We start from the raw sequence: 26894 nt of genomic DNA on the forward strand, positions 1-26894 counted from the left end.
ATGGTGGACCAGCTGTCCGCCTTCGCCGACGAGGTGACGCGCGTGGCGCGCGAGGTGGGCACCGAGGGACGGCTGGGCGGTCAGGCGCAGGTGCGCGGGGTGTCGGGGGTGTGGAAGGACCTCACCGACAACGTGAACTTCATGGCCTCCAACCTGACCTCGCAGGTGCGCGACATCGCCCAGATCACCACCGCCGTGGCCAACGGCGACCTGTCGAAGAAGATCACGGTCGACGTGAAGGGCGAGATCCTGCAGCTGAAAGACACCGTGAACACGATGGTGGACCAGCTGTCCGCCTTCGCCGACGAGGTGACGCGCGTGGCGCGCGAGGTGGGCACCGAGGGACGGCTGGGCGGTCAGGCGCAGGTGCGGGGCGTGTCGGGAGTATGGAAGGACCTCACCGACAACGTCAACTTCATGGCCGACAACCTCACCACCCAGGTACGCAACATCGCCCAGGTCGCCACCGCCGTCGCGCAGGGCGACCTGACCAGGAAGATCACCGTCGAGGTGAAGGGCGAGATCCTCGAACTCACCGAGACCATCAACACGATGGTCGACCAGTTGTCCGCCTTCGCCGACGAGGTAACCCGCGTGGCCCGCGAGGTCGGGACGGCAGGCCAGCTCGGCGGCAGGGCCGAGGTCAGGGGAGCCTCCGGCACGTGGAAGGACCTGACCGACAACGTCAACTTCATGGCCTCCAACCTGACCACCCAGGTGCGCTCGATCGCCCAGGTGACGACGGCCATCGCCAACGGCGATCTGTCCAAGAAGATCGACGTCGACGCCCGGGGCGAGATCCTGCAGCTGAAGGACACCATCAACTCCACCGTGGACCAGCTGTCCGCCTTCGCCGACGAGGTGACGCGCGTGGCGCGCGAGGTGGGCACCGAGGGACGGCTGGGCGGTCAGGCGCAGGTGCGGGGCGTGTCGGGAGTGTGGAAGGACCTCACCGACAACGTCAACTTCATGGCGGGCAACCTGACCTCCCAGGTGCGCAGCATCGCCGTCGTGACGACCGCCATCGCCAACGGCGACCTGTCCAAGAAGATCACCGTCACCGCCCGGGGCGAGATCCTCCAGCTCAAGGACACCATCAACACCACCGTCGACCAGCTCAGCGCCTTCGCCGACGAGGTCTCACGCGTGGCCCGCGAGGTCGGCACCGACGGACGGCTCGGCGGTCAGGCGCAGGTGCGCGGCGTGTCGGGGGTGTGGAAGGACCTCACCGACAACGTCAACTTCATGGCCTCCAACCTGACCTCCCAGGTGCGCAACATCGCCCAGGTCGCCACGGCCGTCGCCAACGGCGACCTGTCCAAGAAGATCGACGTCGACGCCCGCGGTGAGATCCTCGAGCTCAAGACCACGATCAACACCATGGTCGACACCCTCAGCCGCTTCTCCTCCGAGGTCACCCGCGTCGCACGCGAGGTCGGCTCGGAAGGCAGGCTCGGCGGCCAGGCCGAGGTCGAGGGCGTCTACGGCACGTGGGAGCGCCTCACCAGCAACGTCAACGAGCTCGCCGGAAACCTCACCACCCAGGTGCGCGCCATCGCCGAGGTGGCCAGTGCCGTCGCCCAGGGAGACCTCAGCCGCTCGATCTCGCTGGAGGCCAAGGGCGAGGTCGCCGAGCTCAAGAACAACGTCAACCTCATGGTCGCGACCCTGCGCGAGACCACCCGCGCCAAGGACTGGCTCGAAAGCAACCTGGCCCGCATCGCCGGGCTCATGCAGGGCCACCGCGACCTCGTCGAGGTGGCCGACCTCATCCTGTCCGAGATCACCCCGCTGGTCTCGGCCCACTACGGCGCCTTCTTCCTGGCCGAGCGCGACCCGTACGAAGAGCCCGTGCTGGCCCTCATCGCGGGGTACGGCTCGGCGCTGCCCAGCCAGGAGATCCGGCCCGTCAAGTTCGGCCACGGCCTGGTCGGCCAGGCGGCCGTGGAGAAACAGCGGATCCTGCTCGCCGAGGTGCCGCCCGACTACATCAAGATCCAGTCGGGGCTCGGCGAATCGGCCCCCGCCAGCGTCGTCATCCTGCCCATCCCCTTCGAGGACCAGGTGCTCGGCGTGATCGAGCTGGCGTCCTTCAACCGCTTCAGCGACGTGCACCTGGCCTTCTTCGACCAGTTCGTGGTGACCATCGGCGTGGCGATCAACACCATCATCGCCAACTCGCGCACCGAGGCGCTGCTGTCGGAATCGCAACGCCTCGCCGTACAGCTGCAGGGCCGCTCCGACGACATGCAGCGCCAGCAGGCCGAGCTGCGCAAGTCGAACGCCGCGCTGGAGGAGAAGGCGCAACTGCTGGCGACGTCGAGCCGCTACAAGTCGGAGTTCCTCGCCAACATGTCGCACGAGCTGCGCACCCCGCTCAACAGCCTGCTCATCCTCGCCAGGCTGCTGGCCGACAACCCCGACGGGAACCTGTCGTCGCAGGAGGTGGAGTTCGCCTCCACCATCCACAACGCGGGCAGCGACCTGCTGCAGCTGATCAACGACATCCTCGACCTGTCCAAGATCGAGGCGGGCCGCATGGACGTGCGTCCCGAGACGGTGCCGCTGAGCAAGCTGCTCGACTACGTCGACGCCACCTTCCGCCCGCTGACCGCCGACCGGGGGCTCGCCTTCGAGATCGAGGTACGGCCCGGCGTGCCGCGCGAGCTGTTCGCCGACGAGCGGCGCCTGCAGCAGATCCTGCGCAACCTGCTGTCCAACGCTGTCAAGTTCACCGACGGCGGCGAGGTGCGGCTGGAGGTCTCCAACGCCGGGCGCCACGCCTTCGACGACCCCTCGCTGGAGACCGAGGAGGACGTCATCGCCTACGCGGTCACCGACACGGGCATCGGCATCGCCGCCGACAAACTGCCCGCCATCTTCGGCGCCTTCCAGCAGGCCGACGGCACCACCAGCCGCAAGTACGGCGGCACCGGCCTGGGCCTGTCGATCAGCAGCGAGATCGCCTGCCTGCTCGGCGGCGAGATCCACGTCTCCAGCGAGCCGGGCAGGGGCAGCACCTTCACCTTGTACGTGCCCGCCCGCTGCCCGGCCCCGCTGGTCAGCCCCGGGCCCGACGACGACCACCAGGCGCGAGCCGAGACGCGGCACCGGCCCGCCGAGGCCCCGCCACCGCAGGAACAAGACGCGGAATGGCCCGCCGAGCAGGGCGGCGAGCTGTGGTACTCCGCGGCCAGGCTGACCGAGCTCAAGGCGGGCCCGATCGGCAGGATCTTCGACGGCCGCCGGGTGCTGATCGTCGACGACGACATCCGCAACGTCTACGCCCTCACCCACGTGCTGAGCCGCCTCGGCCTGGAGGTCGCCTACGCCGAGAACGGCCGCGAAGGCATCGACACGCTCGAACGCGAGGAGCGGATCGAGCTGGTGCTGATGGACATCATGATGCCCGGAATGGACGGCTACGAGACCATGGCGGTCGTCCGGCAGATGCCGCAGTACACCACGCTCCCCATCATCGCGCTGACGGCCAAGGCCATGCCGGGCGACCGCGACACCGCCATCGCCAGGGGCGCCTCCGACTACGTCCCCAAGCCGGTCGACCTCGACCACCTGCTGGAGGTCATGCGCAGCTGGCTCAGCGGAGAGCGGCTGCCGGCAGAGGTGGCCGGATGAACCGCCCGGTCAAGATCCTGCTGGTCGACGACCGCGACGAGAGCCTGATGGCGCTCGAGGCGGTGCTGCGCCCGCTCCAGCAGACCCTGCTGCGCGCCAAGTCGGGGCAGGAGGCGATGAAGCTCATGTTGCGCCACGACGTGGCGGTCGTCCTGCTCGACGTGCTCATGCCCGGCATGGACGGCTTCGAGACGGCCACCCACATCAAGCGGCTCGACAAGACCAAGGACGTGCCGATCATCTTCCTCACCGGCACCGACAGCGGGTCGAGCGCCTCCTTTCGCGGCTACGCGGTGGGCGCCGTCGACTACATCACCAAGCCCTTCGACCCGTGGGTGCTGCGCTCCAAGGTCGCCGTCTTCATCGACCTGTTCCGCAAGACCGTGCGGCTGCAGGAGCAGACCACGCTGCTGCGCGAGCTGATCCGCCAGGACGACAGGCTGGCCGCCAACGGCAGGGCGATCGCCGAGTTCGGCGAGCGGCTGGGGGCCGTGGAGTCGCGGCTGAGCGGCGTCTGCGCCGAGCGGCCCGAGGACGACGTGCTGAAGGAGGCGGTGGCGGAGCTGGCGGAGCGGGTGGCGGCCATGCAGTCGGCCTTCGAGGCGGTCAAGCTCTGAAAGAGAGTTCGGGAGGCTTGTCCCGGCGTGGCAGAGTGCGGCCGGGGCGGTCTCCGACGTACCTTTGGCATCATGGCCACCCGTACGCCGAAAAGCACATCGAAAGGACCGGCGAAGCGGTCGACCTCCTCTCGGTCGGGGTCGGGCGGCTCGCCGGCCAAGCGCACGCCGGGCTCGGGGAGCTCGTCGTCGCGTTCGCGGCCCAGGGCGTCGGCCAAGAGACCGGTGACGCACCAGGACCCCATCACGTGGGTCTTCACCATGATCGGCAAGCTGATCGTCGGCCTGTGGATGCTGGTGGCCAACGGGCTCGGCGCGGCCGCGCGGGCGCTGGGCAACCAGGCCAAGGAGCTCGATCCCGCGCACCGGCGCGACGGCGTGGGCCTGGCGTGGCTGGCGGTCGCGATCGTGCTGGCCGCGATGACGTGGCGCACGACCAAGGGCGACGTGGCCGGATTCGTCGCCACGGTCGAGAGCGCGATCTTCGGCTCGCTGGCCTGGGCGGTGCCGCTGCTGCTGGGCCTGCTGGCCTGGCGCTACCTGCGTCACCCCGACCAGAACGCCGACACCGGGCGCATGATCATCGGCTGGGCCGCGCTGCTCGCCGGGGTGCTGGGCATCGTCCACGTCGCCAACGGCACGCCCTACCCCTCGGGCGGCAACAACGACACGATGGAGCGGGTGTCGCAGGCGGGCGGCATGGTCGGCTTCATCGTCTCCGCTCCGCCGATGAGCATCCTGCCCGCCTTCGTGACGATCCCGCTGCTGCTGATCCTGTCGGTCTTCGGTGTGCTGGTGATCACCGCGACGCCGGTGCACCGCATCCCCGAGCGGCTGGCCGAGCTGCGCCACATGCTCCTCGACCGCGGCACCCCCCAGCCGGGCGATCCCGTGCGGCGCAGCCGTACGAAGAAGAAGGACGGCCAGGAGCTGCCCGACGGCGTCAAGCCGTACGACTCCCCGGTCATCAAGGAAGACGACAAGCGGGCCGACCACTCGCCCGAGATCGTGCCGGGCCTGACCGCCGACGACGACGAGCCGCCGGTCAAGGCCAGCAAGCCCGAGCCGCCCGAGCCCACCCCCGCCCCGCGCAAGGTCGAGCAGCTCGTGCTCTCCCCGCAGGCCGGGCCGTACATCCTGCCCGACCTGCAGACCCTCAAGGGCGGCAGCGCGCCCAAGCCGGCGACCAAGGCCAACAGCGTGGTGGTCAACGCGCTGACGAGCGTGCTGGAGCAGTTCACCATCGACGCGCAGGTGATCGGCTTCACCCGCGGCCCGACGGTCACGCGCTACGAGATCGAGCTGGGCCCCGCGGTGAAGGTGGAGAAGGTCACCGCCCTCACCAAGAACATCGCCTACGCCGTCAAGTCCGCCGACGTGCGCATCCTGTCGCCCATCCCGGGCAAGTCGGCGATCGGCGTCGAGATCCCGAACGCCGACAAGGACCTGGTCTCGCTCGGCGACGTGCTCAGGTCGCAGGTCGCCCAGGCCGACCACCACCCGATGATCGTCGGGCTCGGCAAGGACGTCGAGGGCCGCACGATCGTCGCCAACCTCGCCAAGATGCCGCACCTGCTCATCGCGGGCGCCACCGGCGCCGGCAAGTCGGTCTGCGTCAACGGCCTCATCACCAGCATCCTGATGCGCTCCACGCCCGACGAGGTACGCATGGTGCTGGTCGACCCCAAGCGGGTCGAGCTCAGCGTCTACGAGGGCATCCCGCACCTCATCACCCCGATCATCACCAACCCGAAGAAGGCCGCCGAGGCCCTCGAATGGGTGGTGGGGGAGATGGACCGCCGCTACGACGACCTGGCGGCCAGCGGTTTCCGCCACGTCGACGAGTTCAACAAGGCGGTCAAGGCGGGCAAGCTTCAGCCTCCTCCCGGCAGCGAGCGGGTCTACCAGCCCTACCCGTACCTCCTGGTGATCGTCGACGAGCTGGCCGACCTCATGATGGTCGCGCCGCGCGACGTCGAAGACTCCATCGTGCGCATCACCCAGCTGGCCCGCGCCGCGGGCATCCACCTGGTCATCGCCACCCAGCGGCCCTCCGTCGACGTCGTCACCGGCCTGATCAAGGCCAACGTGCCGTCCCGGCTGGCCTTCGCGGTGTCGTCGCTGACCGACTCGCGGGTCATCCTCGACCAGCCGGGCGCCGACAAGCTGGTCGGCCAGGGTGACGCGCTGTTCCTGCCGATGGGCGCGAGCAAGCCGATCCGCATCCAGAACGCCTTCGTCGGCGAGAAGGAGATCGCCGAGATCGTCGCCCACTGCAAGGGCCAGATGCAGGCCGAGTACCGCGACGACGTCGCCGCCGCGCCGGTCAAGAAGGAGATCGACGAGGACATCGGCGACGACCTCGACCTGCTGCTGCAGGCGGCCGAGCTGATCGTGACCACGCAGTTCGGCTCGACCTCGATGCTCCAGCGCAAGCTGCGCGTCGGCTTCGCCAAGGCGGGACGCCTGATGGACCTCTTGGAAAGCCGCAATGTGGTGGGGCCCAGCGAAGGGTCAAAAGCTCGTGATGTGCTGGTCAAACCCGACGAGTTGGCCGGTCTGCTTGCGGATCTTCGCGGCGAATGACCCAGCTGTCCCCTGGGCATGGTGATTACTGATTGAATAAGTGTCACTACGCAAGGTCAGGGGCGGGGAGTGAACGAGCAGAGCATTGGCTCCATGCTGGCCGAGGCCAGGCGGGAGAAGGGACTGACGGTCGGGCAGCTGAGCGCGAGCACTCGTATTCGCGAGGCCGTGCTGTACGCCATCGAGCGCGACGACTTCTCCCTGTGCGGCGGGGACTTCTACGCCAAAGGCCACGTGAAGGGCTTCGCCAAGGCCGTCGGGCTCGACCCGGCGGCCGTGGTCCAGCTCTACGACGAGCAGCACGGCGGGCTGCCCGTGCCGGTGAAGGCGGCGGCCGTCTTCCAGGCCGACCGCAGGGTCAAGCTGCGCGAGCGGCGCGGCCCCAACTGGACCATGGCGCTGGGGGTGGCGCTGGCCATCGTCGTCGTGTTCGGCGTCGTGCGGGTCATGGGCGGCTCCGGCCAGCCCCCGACGGCCGAGATCATGCCCGCCTCCAGCATCCCCAGCATGCTGCCCAGCAACGCCCAGCCCGTCCTGCCCGTCCCGCGCCGCACCCAGGCGCAGTCGACCGCCCGCAACCCCAAGATGGTCACCGTCAGGGTTCTGGCCAAGAGGTCGGCCTACGTGAACGTCCGTGACGCCAAGGGACGCAAGCTCTTCGCCGGCACCCTGGCCAAGGGCAAGTCCTCCACCTGGAAGGCCCCCTCCGAGGTCAAGCTGCTCATCGGCGATGCCGGGGCGGTATCCCTGCAGGTCAACGGCAAGAACCTGGGCACACCCGGATCGCGTGGGCAGACCATCCGCCGCTCCTTCGGGCCCTCAGCGGCCAGGCCCCGGTGAAGGTGGTGGCCAAGTGCCGATACCGTAGAGGACACCATGTCATCCCGCAGAACCGTTTCCCTGATCACTCTGGGCTGCGCCCGCAACGAAGTCGACTCGGAAGAGCTCGCCGCGCGCCTGGAGGCTTCCGGCTGGCAGCTCGGTGAAGACGACCCCGACGTCGTCGTCGTCAACACCTGCGGGTTCATCGACTCCGCGAAGAAAGACTCGATCGACACGCTGCTGGCCGCCTCCGACTCCGGCGCCAAGGTGGTCGCCGCCGGCTGCATGGCCGAGCGCTACGGCAAGGAGCTGGCCGACGCCCTGCCCGAGGCCAGCGCCGTCATCTCCTTCGACGACTACACCACCATCGGCGAGCGTCTCGACGACGTGATGGAGGGGCGGGCGTTCGCCCCTCACACGCCGCGCGACCGCCGCACGCTGCTGCCGCTCTCGCCCGTCGAGCGCCGCTCGGCCGCGAAGAACATCCCGGGCCACGGCGAGAGCGACCCGGCCGCGCCCTATCCCGCCAGCGGCCCGCGCGTGCTGCGCAAACGGCTCGACGAGAGCCCGGTGGCCTCGCTCAAGCTGGCCTCCGGCTGCGACCGCCGCTGCACCTTCTGCGCCATCCCCGCCTTCCGCGGCTCCTACGTCTCCCGCACTCCCGAAGAGCTGCTGGCCGAGGCCGACTGGCTGGCCCACCGCGGGGTGCGCGAGCTGGTGCTGGTGAGCGAGAACTCCACCTCCTACGGCAAGGACCTGGGCGACCTGCGCGCGCTGGAGAAGCTGCTGCCGCAGCTGGCAGCGATCGAGGGCGTCGAGCGGGTGCGCGCGAGCTACCTCCAGCCGGCCGAGCTGCGCCCCGGCCTGATCGAGGTGCTGGCCGCCACCGAGGGCGTGGCGCCCTACTTCGACCTGTCCTTCCAGCACGCCTCCGGCACGGTCCTGCGCCGCATGCGCCGCTTCGGCGACCCTCAGCGCTTCCTCGATCTGCTGGAGGCCGTCCGCAAGCTCGCCCCCGAGGCTGGCGTGCGCTCCAACTTCATCGTGGGCTTCCCCGGCGAGACCGACGAGGAGTTCGGCGAGCTGGTCGGCTTCCTGGAGCAGGCCCGCCTCGACGTCATCGGCGTCTTCGGCTACTCCGACGAAGACGGCACCGAGGCCGCGACCTTCGAGGGCAAGCTGCCCCAAGAGGTCGTCGACGAGCGGGTGCGCGTCCTGACCGAGCTGGCCGAGGAGCTGACCTCGCAGCGCGCCGAGGAGCGCATCGGCACCGAGGTCGACGTGCTCATCGAGGAGGACCTGGGCGACGGCGGCTACGAAGGCCGCGCCGCCCACCAGGGCCCCGAGGTCGACGGCTCCGTCACCGTGCAGGGCATCGGCCTGCTGCCCGGCCAGATCGTCCGCGCCACGGTGGTCGACTCCGAAGGCGTCGACCTGATCGCGCGCATCAAGGCCGGCGGGCCGTGACGAAGGACGAGCGCCGCTTGGTGAGCCCCTGGAACATCGCGAACGTGCTCACGGTCCTCCGCTTGGCGCTCGTCCCGTTCTTCTTCGTCAGCCTGTTCCTGCCCGGCCCGACGTGGCGCTGGGTCGCCCTGGGCGTCTTCGCCGTGGGCTCGTTCACCGACTACCTCGACGGCGAGCTGGCCAGGCGCTACGGGCTGATCACCGACTTCGGCAAGATCGCCGACCCGATCGCCGACAAGGCGCTGACGGGCGCGGCGCTGGTGGGCCTGTCGATCCTGCAGGAGCTGCCCTGGTGGGTGACGGTGGTCATCCTCGGCAGGGAGCTGGGCGTGACGTTCCTGAGGTTCTGGGTGATCCGCCACGGCGTGATACCGGCCAGCTACGGCGGCAAGGTCAAGACCGTCCTGCAGATGGCGGCGATCGTCCTCTACATCGTGCCCGGCGTGCCCGACGTGGTGCGCTGGACCGTCATGGGCGCGGCGGTGGTGGTCACCGTGGCCACGGGTGTGGATTATGTCTGGCGGGCCGTGAAACTGCGTCAGGTCGCCAGGAAGGCCAGAGGGGAGTAGACCATGCCCGCCGAGCACGTGCTGGACCTCCTCGTACGGCAGGCGGCCACGCTGGCCGTGGCCGAGTCGCTGACCGGCGGGATGATCGGCGCCGCGTTCACGGGAGTGCCCGGCTCGTCGAAGTCCTTCCGCGGCGGGGTCATCTCCTACGCGACCGATCTGAAGCACTCCCTGCTCGGCGTCCCCGACGACCTGCTGGCCCGCGAGGGCGCCGTGCATCCCGAGGTGGCGGCGGCGATGGCGCGGGGCGTGGCGGCGTTGTGCGGATCGACCTACGGCCTGGCGGTCACCGGCGTGGCGGGTCCCGAGCCTCAGGACGGGCGGGCGGTGGGCACCGTTTTCGTGGCCGTCGCAGGTCCCGGAGGCGCTCTGCGGGGTAAAGATCTGAAATTGGAAGGGTCACGCGAACGTATCCGGGTAGAGACCGTTCAACAGGCCGTCGATCTGCTCGAAGGTGTGCTGAAGCAGAACATGGGGGAACATTCCGCATGATTACCGTGTTACGTCCCCAGCGAACATGCGATGCACGGTCTGACGCGGTGTCGGTGGATACGGGTACGGTGGAGCTGTGAGTGAGGTCCGTGAGCCATCTGGAAACCGGCAGCGACGCCCGATGATGACGGCGAGGAGTATGTACGAAGTCAAGAAGAAGGTTGCGCACGGCGGGGTAAAGCCGACCACGCCCGGGAGGGAGCGTCACATGATTCTGCTGCGTCAGCTGCTGGGTGACGTGCTGCGCCGGTTGCGTGTCCGGCAAGGACGCACTCTGCGTGAAGTGTCCCAGCTTGCGAGAGTTTCGCTGGGTTACCTGTCCGAGGTCGAACGCGGTCAGAAGGAAGCCTCTTCCGAGCTGCTCGCATCGATCTGCGGCGCCCTCGGCGTGCCGCTGTCGCAGGTGCTTCGCGAGGTGTCCGACCAGTTCGCGCTTGCCGAGCTGCAGGTCGCCCCGGTTTTGGCCGACGCACCCGAACACGAGCGTCTCCCCTTGTCGGAAACCGTTCCCGGTGCCATCACCGACACGGTCTTCCCCGAGGTCAAGGACATGGTGGCCGCCTAACGCGGCTGGCAGGTCCCGCACCACAGGATCAGTCGCTCCTGTGGCGCTGCTCCCATCTCCCCGCGGCTGATCAGCCCTCCGCATCGGCGACAGGGTCTTCCCGCCCTGCCGTAGACCCACCGACGATCGACCCGCTGCCGTGCGCCCTCTGCGAGGAGGCGCTGCGCCTGCGTGACCACACCCTCCAGGTTGTCGAGCTCCGCGAGCCCCGCCACCTCCCCGACCGTCCGCCACGGCCACAGCCCGCGCAGGAAGAGCGTCTCCGCGCGGTAGATCGTGCCGATCCCGGCCAGATTGCGCTGATCGAGCAGCGCCTCGCCGATCGTGCGCTCGGGCGCCCTCATGAGGTTGCGCGCCGCCAGCTCCGCATCCCAGTCGGGCCCCAGCAGATCCGGTCCCAGATGCCCCACGACGGTGTCTTCGCGTTCGGTCCTGATCAGGTCGACCATCCCCAGCTTGAAGCCGACCGCCTGGTTGTCGGCGGTGGCCAGCACCAGCCTGACCTGGTCGCGGCCCGGCACCCGGGCATGCGGCGGCATGATGCGCCAGCTTCCGTCCATGCGCAGGTGGGTGTGGACGGTCAGCCCGCCCTCCACCCTGGTCAGCAGGTGTTTGCCCCGGGAGACGGTCTCGAGCACGCGGCGGCCTGACAGGTCGGCCGTGGCGTGGCGCGGCACCCGGAAGTCGGAGCGCACGAGGACCCTGCCGTCGAGCGCCTCACGCAGCCTGGCCGCGGCGCGGAAGACGGAGTCGCCCTCGGGCACGGCGGGTCACCTCCCGGCCGGGAAGTCGGCTGCCGGCCCGCGCACCTCGGATCAGTCCCAGGCCGAGGGGTCGGCGGACAGTTCGCGCACCCGGACGGGCAGGTCGCCCTTGGCGACGTGTTCGAGGGTGACCTCTTCGAGGATCGCCCGCTCGGAGGCGCGCAGCGCGATCCACACCTGCTGGAGCGACTCGGCGGGCCCCCGATAGCCCACGTGCTCGGGGCGCTCGCCGCGGACGTTGGCCAGCGGGCCGTCGACCGCCCTGATCACGTCGGCCAGGCTGATCTCGGCGGCGGGGCGGGCCAGCACGTAGCCGCCCTCCGGGCCGCGCTGCCCACGCACGAGCCCGGCCCGGCGCATCTGCAGCAGGATGTTCTCGAGGTACTTGGGCGGCATGTCCTGCTCTTTGGCGAGCTCGCCCACGGTGGTCGGCCCGGCACCCGCGGCGGCGAGTTCGGCGGCGGCGCGAAGGGCGTAGTCGACACGAGCGGAAAGGCGCATGTAACCGATTATCCCCCCTGGTCAACACTGGTTAGGCGCAAGGTCGCCAGAACGGGCAGGTGATCGGAGTACGGCAGGCGGGGGACCTCGGCCTTCAGCACCTCGATCCCCTGCGTGACCAGCACGTGGTCGATGCGCTTGACCGGAGCGTCCGCCGGAGACGTCAGCGGATTGCCCAGATTTGTCAGGGGATCACGGAGTCCGGCATCGAGCAGTGGCGCCAGTCCAGGGTCCCCGGCGGGGATGTTGAGATCACCGGCCAGGACCACCGGCCTCGGGTCCCCGAACGCGGCCCGGGCCGGCATGCCGTCCTCCGCGGGGCGCACGCTGTCGAGGACGATGCCACGGGCGAGCTCGGCGGCGATCCCGGCCACCTCGGGCGCCTGGCCGGCCGGCGCCTGCAAGTGGGTGTTGACGATGCCGACCTGCCTGCCGCCCACCTCCACGACGATCGCCTGCGCCTGCGCGCCGGTCGGGTAGTCGTGCGCGCCGAGCCTGTGGGACCTGACCGTGACGGGCAGGTTCGTCAGCAGGGCGTCGCCCCAGCGTCCGTCGGCGGCGGGGGCGAAGACGTGGCGCAGGCCGGTGAGCCTGGCGATGCGCGCCAGGTCGTCGTGGCCGCCGTTGAGCAGCCAGCCGCGGTCGACCTCGCTGAGCAGGACGACGTCGGGGGAGCGCTCGTTGATGAAGGCGGCGATGTGGTCGAGGGACAGGCGGCCGTCGAGGCCGAAGCCCATGCGGATGTTGTAGGCCAGGAGGGTGAACCGGTCGCCGGTCTTGCGCTGCACGGCGGGCTCGGCGTGCGCGCCCGTCGCCCCGGTCATGACGATCACCCCCACCGCCGCCGCCACGACGAGCCGCCGCCTGCCGGGGGAGAGGGGTCCGGCGGCGAGGGGTGGGCGGAACGGGCGGTCGGTGCCGCGTGCCGTCAGTGCGAGGGCGGCGATTACCGCCAGCCCCATTGCCAGCGGCACCAGCCGGTTGGGGAACCCCAGGTCCATGTCATACGCCGCGTAGTACGCGAACGTCGCCACCAGGAACCCCGTCGTCCCGCCCAGCAGCGCCGCGCCGGGACGCTTGGGCGGCAGGCGGCGCAGGGCGGTCGCCGAGAGCGCGATCCCGATGGCCGCGCCGATCATCGGCGAGGCGAGCGAGGCGAGTGAGGCGTCGGGCAGCCCCGTGCCCGCCAGCAGCAGCACGCCGGCCAGCCCGGCGAGCGGCAGGCCGGGCCGGCGGGGAAGCGCCGCCGCGAACACCAGCAGCACCGCCGACAACCCCACCCCGCCCCGGGCCAGGACCTCGCCCCACATCCCCGGCGCCCAGGCGGGAGGCAGCGACACCAGGGACGACTGCCCCACCAGGAACAGCGCGGGCCCGAACAGCGCCCACGTCGCCGCAGGTGCGAGATCGTCCGAGGGCTTGGCCTCGCGCAGCGCGACCGCGAACCCCGCGCACAGGGCCAGCACGCCCAGCCACGCCAGCAGCCCGTCACGCCACACCAGGTCGACCTGGTCCAGCACCTGGTGCACCACCACCGTGGCGGCCAGCCCGCTGGCGATCCCGAGGGGAACCGCCCGGCGGTCGAGGGTGCGCGCGCAGCCGTACAGGAAGACCAGTCCCGCGCACACGCCGACGGAGGCCGTGTAGAGCTGCTCCAGCCCGGTCTGCAGCACCAGCCGCGACACCACCAGCACGGCCGCTCCGCCGTACAGGCACCAGGACGGGCGCAGCAGGGCGGCGAGGAAGGGCAGGACGAACCAGGCGGCGGCGTAGGCGCCCATGAGCTCGGGAGGGGTCTCGCCGGCCCGGCCGAACAAGGTGATCAAGGACGGCAGGAACACCCGTAGCACGTCAAAGAAGATCATGACGCCGATGGCTAACGGCACGGCGGGCATTCAGGCATCATCACGGAAACCCGTAAGCGCTTGCAAGAGCGCTAAACTCTCAGCAACCTTAACGATTTGACGTTGGGATACAGCGTGGAGCGACGCCCTGGTGTGCCCCGGTTGCTACGGGAGATCAACGATCGGGCTGCCCTGGAACTCCTCCTGGCCGAAGGTCCGATGACCAGGGGCCAGATCGGCGACCAGACCGGCCTGTCGAAGGTCACCGCCTCGCAGACCCTGGCCAGGCTCGAGGAGCGCGGCCTGGTCGAGGTGGTCGGCGTGCAGGCGGGCGGCCGGGGCCCCAACGCCGCGCTGTATTCCGTGGTCTCCAACTCCGCCTACGTGGCAGGGCTCGACGTCGGTCCCGAGACCGTCTCGACGGCCATCGCCGACATCCACGGCCGCACGCTGGCGGAGGTGACGGTCAGCCCCAACGGCGACGACCCCGTCTCGGTGGTCCACAGCGCCGTGGTGAAGGCGTGCAAGAGCGCCAAGGTGAGCCTGTCGAAGTTGCGCGGCGTCGTGATCGGCACGCCGGGCGTGGTCGATCCGCGCAGCGGCGACGTGCGGTTCTCCTTCGACCTGCCCGCCTGGCACGAGGGCATCCACGAGGCGCTGGCGCGCGATCTCAAGCGCGAGGTGACGATCGAGAACGACGTCAACCTGGCGGCGATCGCCGAGCGCGCCGACGGGGCGGCCAAGGGCATCGACGACTTCGTGCTGCTGTGGGCGGCGCGCGGCATCGGCCTGTCGGTGGTGCTCGACGGCAAGATCCACCGGGGGCGTTCCGGCAGCGCGGGCGAGATCGGCTACCTGCCGGTGCCGGGTGTGCCGCTGCCCGAGGACATCAGGGCCGAGCCGGGCCGGCTGCCGTCGCTGGCGGGCGGCCTGCAGTCGCTGGTCAGCGCCGAGGCCGTGGCCGACCTGGCCAAGGGGTACGGCTTCGCGGTGAGCGACGCGAGCGAGAGCGTGCAGGCGGCGCTGGCCGCGGGCGAGCGCGGCGATCCGCTGCTCGACGACATCGCCCACCGGCTGGCGCTGGGCGTGGCGGCGGTGTGCGTCGTGCTCGACCCGGGCCGGGTCGTGCTGGCGGGAGAGGTGTGCCGGGCGGGCGGATCGGCGCTGACCTCGCGCGTCGAGGAAGCCGTCGCGCGCATCTGCCCGATCCGCCCTGAGGTGGTGACCACGGCCGTCGAGGGCAACCCGGTGTTGCGTGGCGCCGTGCTGGCCGCCCTCGGACAGGCTCGTGAGGAGCTCTTCTCCTCCTGATTCTCCGGCTACTTCAGGCGGAAGGCCCTGGTCACCGTGGTGGTGACGGTGTTGCCGCGCCGGTCGTCGGCCGTCAGCCGCAGTGAGGCGAAGCCACCGGGCTTCGACGGGTTGGCCATCACGGCGCGATACTCCTGCGGGCCCGCGGGCAGCACGATCAGCTTGCGCCAGCTCGCGCCGTCGTCGTAGGAGACCTCGGCGCCGACCTTCGCCAGCAGTGCCCTGGAAGTGCTCTCCAGGCGCAGCGGCAGCGTCATCGGTCCGGCGGGCGCGGCGTTGTCGAGGTCGAGCTCGGGTGAGGCGACGACGGCCAGCACCTGGGCGGGGCCGTCCTGCTCGGAGGTGAAGGTCCACGCCGAAGTGATCGGGGTCGACAGCTCCGAGGTGTAGCGGTCGGCCGTGCCCTCCATGACGACCCGGTAGGTTCCGGCCGGAGCGGTGAAGGTGACGGGCGACAGCTGCATGGGCACCTGGTCCGCACTGGTCACCTGGGTGCCGTCGGCGGCGTAGAGCGTGGTCTTGGTGTCGGACAACATCACGAATCCGGTGCGGCCCTCGGTCGGCGTGTGCGCCAGCGGCATGCCGATCGTCAGCTTGTCACCGGCGCGGCTCAGGCCGCCCCAGTCGGGCAGGGCGGGGGCGAGCACGGCCTGGTTCCACCGCTCGGCCCGGTAGCGCTTGTGCGCCTTGAAGGTGCGCTCGGGTTCGTGCTCCAGGGTGAGGAAGGTGTTCAGGCCGCGGGTGTAGCCGATGCCGGGGGTGAAGTACTCGGTGCGCTTGCTGGGCAGCGTCGTGTGCATCTCCATCGCGCTGGGCAGCGGGCCCCACGACGACGGCGGGTTGGCGAAGACGACCATCGGGGTGAGCAGCTTCTGCCGGATGGCGGCGAACTCGACGGGGACGGAGGCCAGGTCGCGGTCGCGCACGGTGTGGCCCTCGGGGACGCGGCCCTCGGTCCTGAACATGAGGTAGTAGGCGTAGGGGCTGTCGGCGAAGTAGCCGTCGGCCCCGCGGCGGCCGATGACCGACCAGAGGCGGAAGCCGAAGCCGTCGACCTCGTCGGTCGGGGTGACGGAGAAACGCTGGCCCTCCTCGCCCGAGGCCGCGCCGACGAGGATCGGGGCGAGCCCGCCCGGCCGCTCGCGGGTGAAGAGCATCTCCTCGGCGGAGGTCTCGGCGTCGGCCTTGTCGGTCTTCACATCCATCGTGCGGGCCGTACGGGCGTCGAAGACGATCTCGCGCTCGCCGGTGACCTCCACGTCGGGCAGGACCACGAGGCTGTTGTCCATCTCCTGGCCGGGCACGATCGTGATCGGGGCCGCGATGGCCAGGTAGCGGCCCTCGGCCAGCTCGATCTCGGCCGACCCGTCGGCGACGGGGAAGACCTGGCGGGGCGCGCCCGACAGCGACTCGAAGTAGACCGGCAGCGCCCGCGCGGCCGGGTCGGGGACGGTGCCCTCGCGGTCCAGCACGGTCAGCTTGACCTTGTGCGTGCGCACGGCCTTGTCGAGGCTGAGCCCGGTCTGCACGACCACGGAGCCGTCCGCGCTGCGCGCGGTGACCCGTCCGGCGTACGGCCCGGCGACGCCGAGCGACGGCGTCGCGGTGACCTTCACCTCAGTGCTGCCGCCGGCGGGCACGGTCACCTCGGCGGGCACGGCGAACATCCCGGCGGGCGCGGCCTCACCGGTGTGCGCGGCGGCGGTGGCCGACAACTGGAGGGTGACCGGCGCGCTCCCCGCGTTGGTGTAGGTCACCGTGCGCTCGACGGCACCCTCGTACGGGTGGGCGACGGAACCGAAGGAGAGCGTCGTGGCGGTGGCGAAGACCTCCTGCCGTACGGCACGCGCCACGTCGAGTCGGCCCGACCCCTGCTGGAAGCCGGGCGCGTCGATGGCCTTGGCGCTGCCCGTCAGCGCGCTCTTGAGCTGCTGCCAGGTCCAGTCGGGGTGACGCTGGGCCAGGACGGCGGCGGCGCCGGCGACGTGCGGGGTGGCCATGGAGGTGCCGCTCATGCTCGTGTAGCCGCCGTCGACCGCGGGAAGCGACGAGGTGGAGGAGCGGGCGGCGACGATGTCGACGCCGGGCGCCACCAGGTCGGGCTTGAGCGCGTTGTCGCCGACCCTCGGTCCGCGGCTGGAGAAGCGCGCCATGGTGTCCTGCTTGTCGACCGCGCCGACGGTCAGCGCCGAGTCGCTGCTGCCGGGCGAGCCGACGGTGTAGCTCTGGTCGCCGTCGTTGCCCGCGGCGATCACGAACAGGGCGCCGGTCTCGGCGGTCAGCTGCGCGACGGCCTGCTCCATCGGGTCCTCGCCGGGCGAGTCGGCGCCACCGAGGCTCATGTTGATGATCTTGGCGCCGCTGCGGGCCGCCCACTCCATGCCGGAGATGATGCGCGAGGTGGCGCCGGAGCCCGAGTCGCTGAGCACCTTGCCGATCAGCAGGCGCGCTCCCGGCGCGACGCCCTTGCGGGTGGCGCCGAGCCCGGCGATCGTCGAGGCGACGTGGGTGCCGTGGCCGTGGCCGTCGGCGACCGTGCCGCCGTAGGTGAAGTTCTGCGTGGCCTCGATCTGCTGGGCCAGGTCGGGGTGGGTGGCGTCGATGCCGGTGTCGAGCACGGCCACCTTGACGCCCTGACCGGTGTAGCCGGCCTGCCAGGCCTCGGGCGCGCCCACCTGAGGCACGCTCTGCTCCAGGGCGACCTTCACCGGGGCGTCCAGCCAGATCTTGCTCGCGCTCACGCCGCGGGCGCTCATCAGGGTCTTCAGGATCGGCTGGTCCTTGGCGGGGGCCAGCGCCACGCCGTTGATCGACGGCAGCGCCGTGCCTCCCGCGGGCAGGGCGGCCCTGGCCGTGGCCGGATACTGCACGATCAGCGGCAACGTCGGCGACGAGGCGTCGTCGAGGCCGTCGGCCACCAGCCGGTTGACCTGGAACAGCCGCTCGTCGAGCACGCCTTGGGCCACCAGGTCCGCGACGTCCGTGGGGATCACGGTCAGCTCGTCACCGGCGCCGAAGCGCAGGTAGGAGGTCTTGCGCCCGGATCCGGGAACGAAGCGCAGCGCCTGGCCGCGCAGCGTGACCTTGTCGCCGGTGATCAGCGTGACGCTCTTCTCGGGCGCGGCGTCGCCCGGCGCGCTCCGCCCGGGCTCCGCGTGCGCGGGCTCCGCGTGCCTGGGCTCCGCGTGTGCGGGCGAGGCCGCCAGCAGCCCGGCGAGGACGGCCAGCGACAGGCTCGCCGCGCCCTTCTTTCTCCACACAGTCCTCTACCTCACAAGTCAGGAAATTTGTGCTGATCTTGTCGGGCGGGACGGGCGGTAGGAAAGCGGTTACCGTGGCGAGTACCCGCCAAGGCGGGTACTCGCCATCAGCGGGCCAGGGCGAAGAGCAGGAAATGGTTGTCGCCGCCGACGAGCTCCTGCACATCGGGCTCCAGGATGGCCGGTTCGCGCACCACGAGCCGGTAGCCGTGGGCCGCGAACGCCGGCATCAGGTCGCGCTGGCGCGTGCCCACCTCCTCGCAGGCCGTCGGGTGCGGGCCGAAGTTGGGCACGGTGAACAGCAGCGGCACCCGCCGCGAGGCCAGGAAGCCCAGCCAGGCGTCGGCGGCCGCGTAGGGCATCTCGCAGAAGCTGTGGACGTTGATCGCCAGGTGGCACGCACCGGGTGCGACGACCTCGTGCAGCTCGTCGGCGGCGACGGTCGGCGCGCGGTGGCTGGCTCCGCGGTGGCGCAGGTAGAACTCGCACACGTAGGTCGACTCGGGGATGCCGTCGGCGCAGAAGTAGGCGCCCAGGCCCTCCACCGCCTGGACCATGCGGTGCGCGAGCCTGCCGTACCCCGCCCCGACGTCGATGATCGTCGTGCCCTGCCGTCCCAGCAGGCCGAGGTGGCGATCCAGGAAGGAGATCTCGTTGACCGAGTCGAGCAGGTCGCGGCTGACGGTGGAGAAGCGTTCGAAGGTGTGCGTCTGGCAGCCGAAGGCCCCGTCCTCGCCCAGCGCGGCCAGCAGGCCGCGGGGGTCGTGGCGGGAGACGTAGTCGGCGTAGACGTAGTACTTCAGCCGTTCGGCCTCGCCGAAGTAGCGGCCCTGCCACACGTAGCAGTTGTCGCCGCGGAAGGTGGCCAGGTCCAGGTCGCGCGCCACGAACTCGGGCGACCAGTGGGTCGTGCCGGTCAGCGGCGAGCGTAGCTCCCGGTAGCGGCGCCGCAGGTCCGCCAGGCGGGGGTCGGCGGGCGACGGGGCAGCGGGGGACGGGGTGGCGCTCATGCCTGCTCCATGACGTCGTCGAGGCGCCGCAGCAGGTGGGCGGCGACCTCGTCGCCCGTGGTCCATTCGAGCCCGGCCAGGTCGGCGGGTCCCCGTTCGCCGCTCATCACCCGTTCGAGCCGTGACCACAGCTCGTGGGAGGGCGTCGACGGCTCGGCGTGCACGATGCCGCCGCGCGCGGCCAGGGCCTCGACCCTGCGGGGGAATGAGTCGGCCTCCGGGATCTCCGGGTCGGTCAGTCCCAGGACCGGACGCCGGTTCCACACCAGGTCGCAGGTGAGGGTGCCGTAGGCGTTGGTGATCACGGCGTCGGCCGCGGCGTAGTAGGGCTCGGGGTCGGGGACCAGGCCCACGTAGGCGATGTCCTCGTCACTCCCGGTGTGCTCGGGGGCCTTGTCCAGGACGAAGAGGCGGTGCTCACGCGGCGCGTGCCGCCGCCAGGCCGTCAGCACCGCCTCGGCGATGCGCCTGTTGTCCGGCCGTACGGACATGCCGCCCACCGTGAGGACCGCGGCCTTGCGGCCCGGCGCCAGGCCCAGCAGCTCGCGCGACGCCGTACGGCCGGCGGCGAGGGCGGCGGTCACCGGCCCGAGGCAGCGGATCGGGGCGCGGACGGCGTAGGGACCCGGATGGGCGGCCGAGAAGTCCAGCACGAGGATCTCCCCGGCGTGGTCGAGCAGCCGGTCGTGCTCCGGCAGGCCGATCTCGGCGAAGAACCAGTCCGTCAGCAGGATGGCCCGCCGTCCCCAGACCTGCGCGCAGTACGGCAGCGCCCACACGACCTCGTCGCAGACGGTCAGGTCGGGACGGGGGCGTCCGGCCAGGCTCTCCCACACGACCTGGGCGGCGCGTCCCGACAGGTCCCACTCGTCGGCGATCGGCAGCTCGGTGAAGTCGATGCCCTGCCAGGCCAGGTACGTCGCGGCGCTTCCCGAGGCGAGCACCTCGACCGTGACGTCGGGGCGCCTCGCGCGCAGCGCGGCGATGATCCGGGCGTCGCGGGCGGCGTGCCCGAAGCCGTGCCCGCGCACCAGGAACAGGATCGTCGGCATCAGCGGTCCTCCTCGAGTGAGCGCCGGTGCAGTTCCAGCGCGCCGATCAGGGCGGGGAAGGGCGGCGGGCCGTGGGCGCCGGTCTGGCCGGTGGTCCAGCTGCGCATGGGCACGGGCGGCACGACCAGGACGTTGCGGCGCTCGGCCAGCGTGCTCACGTGCCGTTCCGTTGTCGGGTTGTGCCACGCGCCGGGCGGGAAGCCGGGCACGACGGCCACGGGCGCGCGCGTGCAGTACAGGGCCAGGAGGCTGGGGGAGTCGGCCAGGCCGAGGGCCAGGCGCGACAGGTAGCCGACGGTGGCCGGGCACACCAGCACCGCGTCGGCCCACTCGGCCAGCCGCACGTGCGGCCCGGCGGTGACCGGTCCTTCCGGCCAGGTGTCGTACAGGACCTCGGTGCCGGAGATGACGCCCAGGGCGGTGGCGGTGACGAACCGTTCTGCCGACCTGGTCAGCATGATCCGCACGTCGAGCCCGGGATAGGTGGTGCGCAACCATCCGGCGTGCTGCGGGGTGTAGGCGGCGGGCACGGCCCCGGTGACGACCAGGAGCAGCCGCTCGAAGCCCACGGGCGGGAAGGCGGCACCCATCAGGGCTCCTCACGGTCGGGCGGGGAGCCGAGGGCGATCTCCGCCACCGACGACTCCTCCAGCGGGTCGAGCCCGGTGGCGGTGGCGAAGGCGGCCGAGTCGCCGCCGCCGAGCGGGCAGGCCGCCAGGCCCATGGCGGTGGCGGCCAGGCAGACGGCCTCCAGGACCACCCCGGCGTTCTTGAGCGTCAGGGCGTAGCTGATGCCTTCGTACTTCCAGCTCTGGCGCCCGAAGCGGGCGGCGAGCGTCAGGACCACGTGGGGCACGCCGGTTCCGCCCATGGCCCGGTGGGCGTGGTCGAGGATGCGGACCAGAGAGGTGACGTCGGCGGGGACCGGGACGAGGGTGTGGTCGGCGGGCCGGTAGCGGTACAGGCCGGGCGCCAGCCCCTCGCAGGTGCGGACGGCCAGGTAGTACTCCAGCTCGTGCAGGCCGCCCGCCGACGGCACCGGGCGGAGCAGCCCGTCGTGGCCGACGCCGGTGAGCCTGGCGACGCGGTGGAGCAGCTCGCTCAGGCGGTCGGCGTGGATCGGCCGGCGGCCGAACTCGCGCACCGAGCGGCGGCGCTCCATGACGTCGCTCAGGGTGGGGTCGTCGCGTCTGAGGCGGTCGAGGTCGACCTCGGCCAGGGGGATCGGCTCGCCGGGCGCGTCCGCGCGCAGGGCGGGCGGGCGCGGGTGCCTGCCGTCGAAGCGGTTGGTGCCGCCCAGGCGGGCGTCGGTCAGGCCGGTGCGGCTCAGCGCGTGCGCCCAGACGTCGTGGAACTCGCGCAGGGCGGCGGGCGGTTCGAGGTCCTCGGGCGTCAGGCCGTTGGCGGCGGCGGGCACGAGCAGGCCGAGCCCGGCCAGGAAGGCGACCAGCGGGCCGGTGCCCGGGTCCGGCGCCAGCGTCTGGAGCTCGGTCACGGTGCGGGGGCGGGCGAGCAGGGACACCAACACGGCGTCGCGCGGGCGCAGCAGGGTCACGCGGTATCCGGCGACAGGGGATTCGAGCACGAGGTGCTCGCCGTGGCGGCGCAGCGCCGCGAACCGCGACAGGCGCAGGGTCCCGCCGGGGTCGGGCGCCGGTCCAGGACGCGCCAGCCGGGAGGTCAGGACGGCCTCGGCCAGCCGTACGCCGCCGGCCTCGCACACCAGGGCGCTCCTCATGGCCGTCCTCCCCGCGCGTGCCCGAGGGCGATCGCCCCCAGCATCGACTCGCCCAGCTCCTTCTCCTGCTCTCGCGCCCGCCGCGATGCGAGGACGCCCTGAGGGAGCGTCGTGAACGCCCGCCGTACCACCGGGGAGGCGAGAACCTCGTCGAGGCCCGCCGCCCGCCCCGGCGGCAGCAGGCGTACGGCGGGACGCGGATCGGCCAGGGCCGCGCCCACCAGGAACGCCATGAACCACGCCGCCTCCAGGCCGGGGTCGGCGGCCAGCCCGCCGTGGCGCGCGAGCCGCTCGCGGGCCAGCGGGCGCACGTCCGCCGCCTCCAGGCCGAACTCGCGGAAGGCCTCCTGCTCGGGCAGGACCTGCCACGGGTGGCGCAGGCTGTCCCGCCGGCCGACGCACACCGTCAGGGGCGGCAGCGTCGTCTCCAGGCGGTGCGTGACGACGGGCATGCGCTCGGCCAGCGCGACCGACTCCGGCGCGGGCCCGTCCCTGACGTCGTCGAGGAAGCACACCGAGTGGCGCGCGCCGTAGGCGTCGTTGCCGGTCAGGCTCTCCTCCTCGGCGTGCTCGACGAGGGTGGGGATGCGGCACAGCGCCCGCGTGCCCGCCGAGGTCAGGAACTGCCGCAGCGCCACGTCGTCCTGCGCGGCGAAGGCTCCGGGCCGCTCGGTGGCGGCCCGGCCGAACGCGCGGGCCAGGGCGGCGGGCATGACGAGGGCCACCGACGGCACGTACAGGTCGGCGACCTCGGTCCACGTGCCCCCGGCGGCGGCCACCATCCGCAGGCAGTGGGCGGTGTGCGAGCCCCACTCGGCGAACAACGACAGCGGCAGGCCGGGGTGGCGGGAGACGGCCGCCAGTACGCGCTCGGGGAAGTGGGCGCAGGGGATGGCGTCGTCCTGGAGGACGAGGTGGTGCGTGACGCCCGGGGTCACGGCCGACCAGGCGGCGGCCGCCGTACGAAGGGTGGAGGGGCCCTCGTCAGGGGCGGGGTCCACGACGATCCGCGGCTCCAGGCGGGACAGCTGGGCGGCCAGGCGGCGGGCGCGGGCCAGCCGCCTGGGGTGGGTCATGACGACCGTCGACAGCACGGGCCTCATCGCGACAACTCCACGACGGCCAGGACCCTGGCCGATCGGGGGAGCAGGGGGCACGACTCCGGCAGGTCGCCGAGCCGCGCCCGGTGGGGCAGGAGCCCGGCCAGCCGTTCGGCGGCGACGCCCGCCTCGACCAGGCGGTGGCGGTACTGCGACGGGGTGAGGTGCCGATCGCAGGTGAACAGGACGACCGGCTCGTCCGCGGCCGTGACCACCACCCAGGCGTCCAGCTCGCCGCCGGCCAGGGCCATGGTCAGCGCCTCCTCCAGACCGGCGGCATGGCCGGGAACGGGGGCATGGCCGGGAACGGGGGCATGGCCGGGAACGGGGGCCTCGTGCGGGGGCGGCGCGTGGCCGGACTCGAAGTCCAGGGCGAGCAGCGCGCGATAGGTCTCGCGCGCCGGGCGGACCGGCATGACCGTCACCTTTCGTAGACCCCGACCACGGCGGCGACCTGCTCCCGCCCGCGGTCCAGTTCGAGCAGGTCGCGCAGGCCGTCCGGCACGCGGAGCGTCCAGACCAGGCGGTGCGCGCCCGTGGGCAGGCGGGCCAGGACCCGCCCGGCCCGCAGGAAGGAGCGGCGCAGCGCCGCCTCGCCGTGCGCGGCGTGCAGCCTGCCGGGCGTCGCGACCAGGACGAGCCAGGCCGTCGCGCCCGCGGGAAGGTCCTCGGGGGGCTCGACCGTGCTCACGTCGGCGCGCGTCGCGATGAGCACGTCATCGCGTGGCGAGTAGCGGTGGACCGGGTACGGCAGGCCGGGGGCGCCGATGAGGTAGGTGTCGAGCGCCGGGCGGTCGCAGGCGGCGCGGATCAGGCCCGCCAGCCGGTCAGGAAGCGGGAACCGCGGCGAGGCGCCGAGGTCGGCGTCGCGCCACCGGTCGGGCTCCTCCCCGGCCGGACGGTCCCACGGAGCCCTGCGGACCAGCCACTCGTGCCGGGCGATGGTGTCGACGGGCGCCTCGCAGGTGGCGCAGCCCGGCTCGGGAAACACCTCCAGGCCGTGCTGCTCGAAGGTGCGCAGGTCGATGCGGTGGAGGCGGCGCCCGGTGAGGAGGGGCGCGTGGCCGAGGAGCAGGGCGACGACCTCGGCGGTGGCCAGGGCGGCGGCCAGGTGCGCCGCCTCGGGCGGGACCGGCCCCGCTTTCCTGGACGCGGCCAGGCAGGCGGGGCAGACCGAGTGGCCGGGCCGCAGGAGCGGGCCCACGTCGAGGTGGTGGCCGTCGGCGGTGACGGGCAGGACGGTGGTTCCCCGCCGCCACCAGGGGGCGGGGTCGTCGACGACGGCGGGGGACAGGGCGACGCCCGTCGCGCGCAGGTCGGCCTCCAGGAGCGCGGCGAGCGGGCCGGAGGCGGCGACGTGCAGGACGTCCGACGACAGCGCGCGCCGCAGGCCCGCGCTTCCCCGCGGATCGCCGAGCCGCGACCAGAAGGGGCCCGCCGGTCCTGAGAGGTCGGGCTCGTGGTCGAGCAGGCCGGAGGAGTCCAGGAGGGCGACGATCTCGGCGACCTGGCCGGTGGGCAGCTCCAGACGGTGGGCGATCTGCTCGGCGGTGTGGTGGCCGTCGAGCAGCGGCAGGAGGCGGGGGAGCACCCGTGTGGCCGCCGCGCCCGTGAACACGCGCGGCAGGCGGCCGCCGCTGATGATCAGCGTGTCGTCGCCCTGGGTGGTCATCAGGCCGCCGGCCAGTGCCGGAAGGGTCATGGCGAGCGCTCCTCCCCGCAGCGCGGGCACTCGGGGGCGGGCAGGAGGGTGTGGGAGGTGAGGCGGAGGGACGCCATGTCCACGAGGTGGATCTCTCCCGGTCGCGCGGCCGACAGGAGCCGGTGGACGAGGGCCAGGGCGATGCGGGCGTGGTGGGGCAGGTGCCCGGCGACGCCCGCGCCGCTGTCGGCCCGCTGGTGGGCCGCGACCAGGTCGCGCAGCCGGGTGTCGCCGTCGTGGCGGCGTCTGCGGATGAGATAACAGCGGTGGCAGGGCCCGCGCGGCGGGGTGATCAGCGGGCCGACGACGAGGTGGGGGTGGTCCACGACCACGGGGAGCCACGGTACGGCTGTCGCGAACGCCTCGCGGTCGAGCTCGTCGCAGAGCTCTGGCTCCGGCCGCCACGCCGCCAGGACGGTGACGGGCCTGCCCGGTGGGTGGGCGAGGCCGTGCACACCCGGCCCGGCGACGGGATCCTCCAGGAGAGGGGCGAGGGTGTGGCCGAACGGGCCCACGGCCACCACGCGCGGGCCCGTCAGGCGAACGGCTGCGGCCACGGGTTCACCTCCTCGCTCGTCCGGTCGGCGAAACCCATGCGCGGCGGCGCCTGCCACAGGCGGGGGTGCGCGCGGAACTGCGCGTGCGGCCACGGCGACACCGGCTGCAGATCGGGGACGATCACGGCCACGGCGTGCAGCCCCGCGTCGCGCAGCTCGCTCGTCGTGCGGTCCACGGCGTAGGCGCGCATGCCCGCCCGTTCCAGGCGGCCGAGCACGTCGCGCAGCCCGTCGTACTGGCCGTCGTACTGGCCGTCGTGGCGGCCGTCGCGCAATCCGTCGTGCAATCCGTCGTGCTGGCCGTCGTGCTGGCCGTCGTGCCGGCTGTCTGGGGTCAGCGGGCGGGACAGGCCCGAGGGCGGGCGACCGGCCAGCTCCTCGGTCAGGAACGAGAACGCGGCGCCGCGCTCCGGCCTGGCCATGGCCAGGGCGCTGCCCGCCGCGTGCTCGCGCGCCCCGGTGTAGCAGCTGAAGCGGAAAGTGATCATCTCGATGAGGGCCTTCTCCGCCGCCTGCCCCAGCGTGGTCCCCACCGACCCGCCCAGCAGGTGCACGATCGCGGGATCGTGCGGCGCGGCCTGCAGCACGCACACGGTGGGCACGCCCAGGTCGGTGGTCGCGTCGAACAGGTGGGTGGTGAGGAACCGCCGCGCGCTGCGTTCGAGCAGGTAGTGCACGTCCGGCGTGTACGCGCTCGCCTCCAGCGAGGGCAGGGGCAGCCGCCGCTGCCAGGCCAGCGCGATGGCGTCGCGCTCGACGGCCTCCAGCAGCCCGGCCAGCAGGGCCGCTTCGCGGTCGGTGTGGACGGCGTGGCCGGTGGAGATCTGGCAGGCGAACCGCTCCCCGGGTCCTGGCCGCAGCCCGTAGCAGGCCATGACCGCCGGGATCCAGGTGGAGGAGCCGGAGTGCAGGTCGGTGCCGGCGACCCAGCGGATCGGCACGGCCGGGTCGGGCGGTTCGAGCGGGCAGTCCGGGTGGGCGTACTCCTCGGGGGAACACAGGGGGACACGGGAGAGGTCGAAGGCGCCGGCCTCGGCAGCGGTGGCGGTGATCGTCGCGAGGTGGGGATGAAGCCCGGCGTAGCGCTCGGCGGCCTCGGCGATGGCGACCCGGCGCGCCAGGGCGTCGTCGTCGAGTAATCGGCCGATTCCCACCGCGGGTTCCACACCGGCGGAATAGAGCGCCATTCTGTCGAATCCGCGGCATTTGGCGCCGGGTCCCAGGCGCGCGACGACCGAAAAAGGGCCGAGCAGCCGCTCGGCGAAGTCAGTGTTATTCGCCATGGCGAAGAAAATTCCGGT

At 72.1% G+C, this 26894-nt stretch carries 22 protein-coding genes; 9 read left to right on the top strand and 13 right to left on the bottom strand.

The annotated features are described in order from the left end of the window. The 8 genes from ACIBH1_RS04760 to ACIBH1_RS04795 all read left to right on the top strand — a co-directional run. Positions 1-3636, top strand: a 3636-nt coding sequence (locus tag ACIBH1_RS04760) for a HAMP domain-containing protein (protein WP_397312224.1), incomplete at its 5' end; no start/stop codon positions are given. Continuing rightward, complete coding sequence (locus ACIBH1_RS04765) at positions 3633-4253, top strand: two-component system response regulator (protein WP_397312226.1); 621 nt, start codon at positions 3633-3635, stop codon at positions 4251-4253. The genes ACIBH1_RS04760 and ACIBH1_RS04765, both read left to right, overlap by 4 nt. A 72-nt stretch (positions 4254-4325) precedes the next feature. Then, a complete protein-coding gene (locus ACIBH1_RS04770; RefSeq protein WP_397312227.1) occupies positions 4326-6839 on the top strand; it encodes a DNA translocase FtsK 4TM domain-containing protein in 2514 nt (837 codons plus the stop codon). Positions 6840-6908: 69 nt separating this feature from the next. Continuing rightward, a complete protein-coding gene (locus tag ACIBH1_RS04775; protein ID WP_397312228.1) occupies positions 6909-7679 on the top strand; it encodes a helix-turn-helix domain-containing protein in 771 nt (256 codons plus the stop codon). Positions 7680-7715: 36 nt separating this feature from the next. Then, the gene (gene rimO, locus ACIBH1_RS04780; RefSeq protein WP_397312229.1) at positions 7716-9128 is read left to right on the top strand and encodes a 30S ribosomal protein S12 methylthiotransferase RimO; all 1413 of its coding nucleotides are present in this window, start codon (positions 7716-7718) and stop codon (positions 9126-9128) included. Then, positions 9125-9697, top strand: coding sequence for a CDP-diacylglycerol--glycerol-3-phosphate 3-phosphatidyltransferase (gene pgsA, locus ACIBH1_RS04785; RefSeq protein WP_397312230.1), 573 nt, complete (start codon positions 9125-9127; stop codon positions 9695-9697). Before rimO ends, pgsA begins: the two co-directional genes overlap by 4 nt. Positions 9698-9700: 3 nt before the next feature. Further along, positions 9701-10189, top strand: coding sequence for a CinA family protein (locus ACIBH1_RS04790; protein ID WP_397312231.1), 489 nt, complete (start codon positions 9701-9703; stop codon positions 10187-10189). 208 nt (positions 10190-10397) lie between these two features. Continuing rightward, the gene (locus ACIBH1_RS04795; protein ID WP_397312232.1) at positions 10398-10754 is read left to right on the top strand and encodes a helix-turn-helix domain-containing protein; all 357 of its coding nucleotides are present in this window, start codon (positions 10398-10400) and stop codon (positions 10752-10754) included. Here the strand turns inward: ACIBH1_RS04795 and ACIBH1_RS04800 are convergent. From ACIBH1_RS04800 to ACIBH1_RS04810, 3 genes are read right to left on the bottom strand one after another with little or no spacing between them, the layout of a single operon-like run. Beyond that, a complete protein-coding gene (locus ACIBH1_RS04800; RefSeq protein ID WP_397312233.1) occupies positions 10751-11518 on the bottom strand; it encodes a DNA-formamidopyrimidine glycosylase family protein in 768 nt (255 codons plus the stop codon). The two genes, ACIBH1_RS04795 and ACIBH1_RS04800, sit on opposite strands and share 4 nt — an antisense overlap. Before the next feature lie 51 nt (positions 11519-11569). Next, on the bottom strand, positions 11570-12019 hold the full coding sequence (locus ACIBH1_RS04805; RefSeq protein WP_397312234.1) for an RrF2 family transcriptional regulator: 450 nt from the start codon (positions 12017-12019) through the stop codon (positions 11570-11572). 8 nt (positions 12020-12027) lie between these two features. Beyond that, positions 12028-13884, bottom strand: coding sequence for an endonuclease/exonuclease/phosphatase family protein (locus ACIBH1_RS04810; protein WP_397312235.1), 1857 nt, complete (start codon positions 13882-13884; stop codon positions 12028-12030). 114 nt (positions 13885-13998) lie between these two features. Between ACIBH1_RS04810 and ACIBH1_RS04815 the strand changes: the two genes are divergently transcribed. Beyond that, positions 13999-15174 (top strand): ROK family protein, encoded by a 1176-nt coding sequence (locus ACIBH1_RS04815; RefSeq protein WP_397312236.1) that lies wholly within the window; start codon positions 13999-14001, stop codon positions 15172-15174. Between the two features lie 8 nt (positions 15175-15182). Here ACIBH1_RS04815 and ACIBH1_RS04820 read toward each other — a convergent pair whose 3' ends face one another. The 10 genes from ACIBH1_RS04820 to ACIBH1_RS04865 form a co-directional block, all read right to left on the bottom strand. Beyond that, the gene (locus ACIBH1_RS04820) at positions 15183-18434 is read right to left on the bottom strand and encodes a S8 family peptidase (RefSeq protein WP_397312237.1); all 3252 of its coding nucleotides are present in this window, start codon (positions 18432-18434) and stop codon (positions 15183-15185) included. A 107-nt stretch (positions 18435-18541) separates the two neighbouring features. Beyond that, a complete protein-coding gene (locus tag ACIBH1_RS04825) occupies positions 18542-19444 on the bottom strand; it encodes a hypothetical protein (protein ID WP_397312238.1) in 903 nt (300 codons plus the stop codon). Further along, positions 19441-20496, bottom strand: coding sequence for a hypothetical protein (locus ACIBH1_RS04830; RefSeq protein WP_397312239.1), 1056 nt, complete (start codon positions 20494-20496; stop codon positions 19441-19443). Before ACIBH1_RS04830 ends, ACIBH1_RS04825 begins: the two co-directional genes overlap by 4 nt. Continuing rightward, positions 20496-21086, bottom strand: coding sequence for a flavoprotein (locus ACIBH1_RS04835; RefSeq protein WP_397312240.1), 591 nt, complete (start codon positions 21084-21086; stop codon positions 20496-20498). Before ACIBH1_RS04835 ends, ACIBH1_RS04830 begins: the two co-directional genes overlap by 1 nt. Further along, entirely contained in the window at positions 21086-22234 is a 1149-nt protein-coding gene (locus ACIBH1_RS04840; protein WP_397312241.1) for a SagB family peptide dehydrogenase, read from the bottom strand. Before ACIBH1_RS04840 ends, ACIBH1_RS04835 begins: the two co-directional genes overlap by 1 nt. Then, complete coding sequence (locus tag ACIBH1_RS04845) at positions 22231-23337, bottom strand: hypothetical protein (RefSeq protein ID WP_397312242.1); 1107 nt, start codon at positions 23335-23337, stop codon at positions 22231-22233. The genes ACIBH1_RS04840 and ACIBH1_RS04845 overlap by 4 nt, the downstream gene beginning before the upstream one ends. Then, positions 23334-23750 (bottom strand): hypothetical protein, encoded by a 417-nt coding sequence (locus tag ACIBH1_RS04850; protein WP_397312243.1) that lies wholly within the window; start codon positions 23748-23750, stop codon positions 23334-23336. The genes ACIBH1_RS04845 and ACIBH1_RS04850 overlap by 4 nt, the downstream gene beginning before the upstream one ends. 5 nt (positions 23751-23755) lie before the next feature. After that, on the bottom strand, positions 23756-25036 hold the full coding sequence (locus ACIBH1_RS04855) for a hypothetical protein (RefSeq protein ID WP_397312244.1): 1281 nt from the start codon (positions 25034-25036) through the stop codon (positions 23756-23758). Beyond that, complete coding sequence (locus ACIBH1_RS04860; protein ID WP_397312245.1) at positions 25033-25593, bottom strand: TOMM precursor leader peptide-binding protein; 561 nt, start codon at positions 25591-25593, stop codon at positions 25033-25035. The genes ACIBH1_RS04855 and ACIBH1_RS04860 overlap by 4 nt, the downstream gene beginning before the upstream one ends. Further along, a complete protein-coding gene (locus ACIBH1_RS04865; RefSeq protein WP_397312246.1) occupies positions 25572-26876 on the bottom strand; it encodes a YcaO-like family protein in 1305 nt (434 codons plus the stop codon). Before ACIBH1_RS04865 ends, ACIBH1_RS04860 begins: the two co-directional genes overlap by 22 nt. Positions 26877-26894: the final 18 nt, after the last annotated feature.

The sequence above is a fragment of the Nonomuraea sp. NPDC050663 genome (assembly GCF_044456985.1).
GTDB lineage: Bacteria > Actinomycetota > Actinomycetes > Streptosporangiales > Streptosporangiaceae > Nonomuraea.

Excerpts from the sequence above, each read along its gene's own strand:
- ACIBH1_RS04765 (WP_397312226.1), top strand. The coding sequence starts at position 3,633 with ATGAACCGCCCGGTCAAGATCCTGCTGGTCGACGACCGCGACGAGAGC.
- ACIBH1_RS04770 (WP_397312227.1), top strand. The coding sequence starts at position 4,326 with ATGGCCACCCGTACGCCGAAAAGCACATCGAAAGGACCGGCGAAGCGG.
- rimO (WP_397312229.1), top strand. The coding sequence starts at position 7,716 with ATGTCATCCCGCAGAACCGTTTCCCTGATCACTCTGGGCTGCGCCCGC.
- ACIBH1_RS04790 (WP_397312231.1), top strand. The coding sequence starts at position 9,701 with ATGCCCGCCGAGCACGTGCTGGACCTCCTCGTACGGCAGGCGGCCACG.
- ACIBH1_RS04795 (WP_397312232.1), top strand. The coding sequence starts at position 10,398 with ATGATTCTGCTGCGTCAGCTGCTGGGTGACGTGCTGCGCCGGTTGCGT.
- ACIBH1_RS04805 (WP_397312234.1), bottom strand. The coding sequence starts at position 12,019 with ATGCGCCTTTCCGCTCGTGTCGACTACGCCCTTCGCGCCGCCGCCGAA.
- ACIBH1_RS04810 (WP_397312235.1), bottom strand. The coding sequence starts at position 13,884 with ATGATCTTCTTTGACGTGCTACGGGTGTTCCTGCCGTCCTTGATCACC.
- ACIBH1_RS04825 (WP_397312238.1), bottom strand. The coding sequence starts at position 19,444 with ATGAGCGCCACCCCGTCCCCCGCTGCCCCGTCGCCCGCCGACCCCCGC.
- ACIBH1_RS04830 (WP_397312239.1), bottom strand. The coding sequence starts at position 20,496 with ATGCCGACGATCCTGTTCCTGGTGCGCGGGCACGGCTTCGGGCACGCC.
- ACIBH1_RS04835 (WP_397312240.1), bottom strand. The coding sequence starts at position 21,086 with ATGGGTGCCGCCTTCCCGCCCGTGGGCTTCGAGCGGCTGCTCCTGGTC.
- ACIBH1_RS04840 (WP_397312241.1), bottom strand. The coding sequence starts at position 22,234 with ATGAGGAGCGCCCTGGTGTGCGAGGCCGGCGGCGTACGGCTGGCCGAG.
- ACIBH1_RS04845 (WP_397312242.1), bottom strand. The coding sequence starts at position 23,337 with ATGAGGCCCGTGCTGTCGACGGTCGTCATGACCCACCCCAGGCGGCTG.
- ACIBH1_RS04850 (WP_397312243.1), bottom strand. The coding sequence starts at position 23,750 with ATGCCGGTCCGCCCGGCGCGCGAGACCTATCGCGCGCTGCTCGCCCTG.
- ACIBH1_RS04855 (WP_397312244.1), bottom strand. The coding sequence starts at position 25,036 with ATGACCCTTCCGGCACTGGCCGGCGGCCTGATGACCACCCAGGGCGAC.
- ACIBH1_RS04865 (WP_397312246.1), bottom strand. The coding sequence starts at position 26,876 with ATGGCGAATAACACTGACTTCGCCGAGCGGCTGCTCGGCCCTTTTTCG.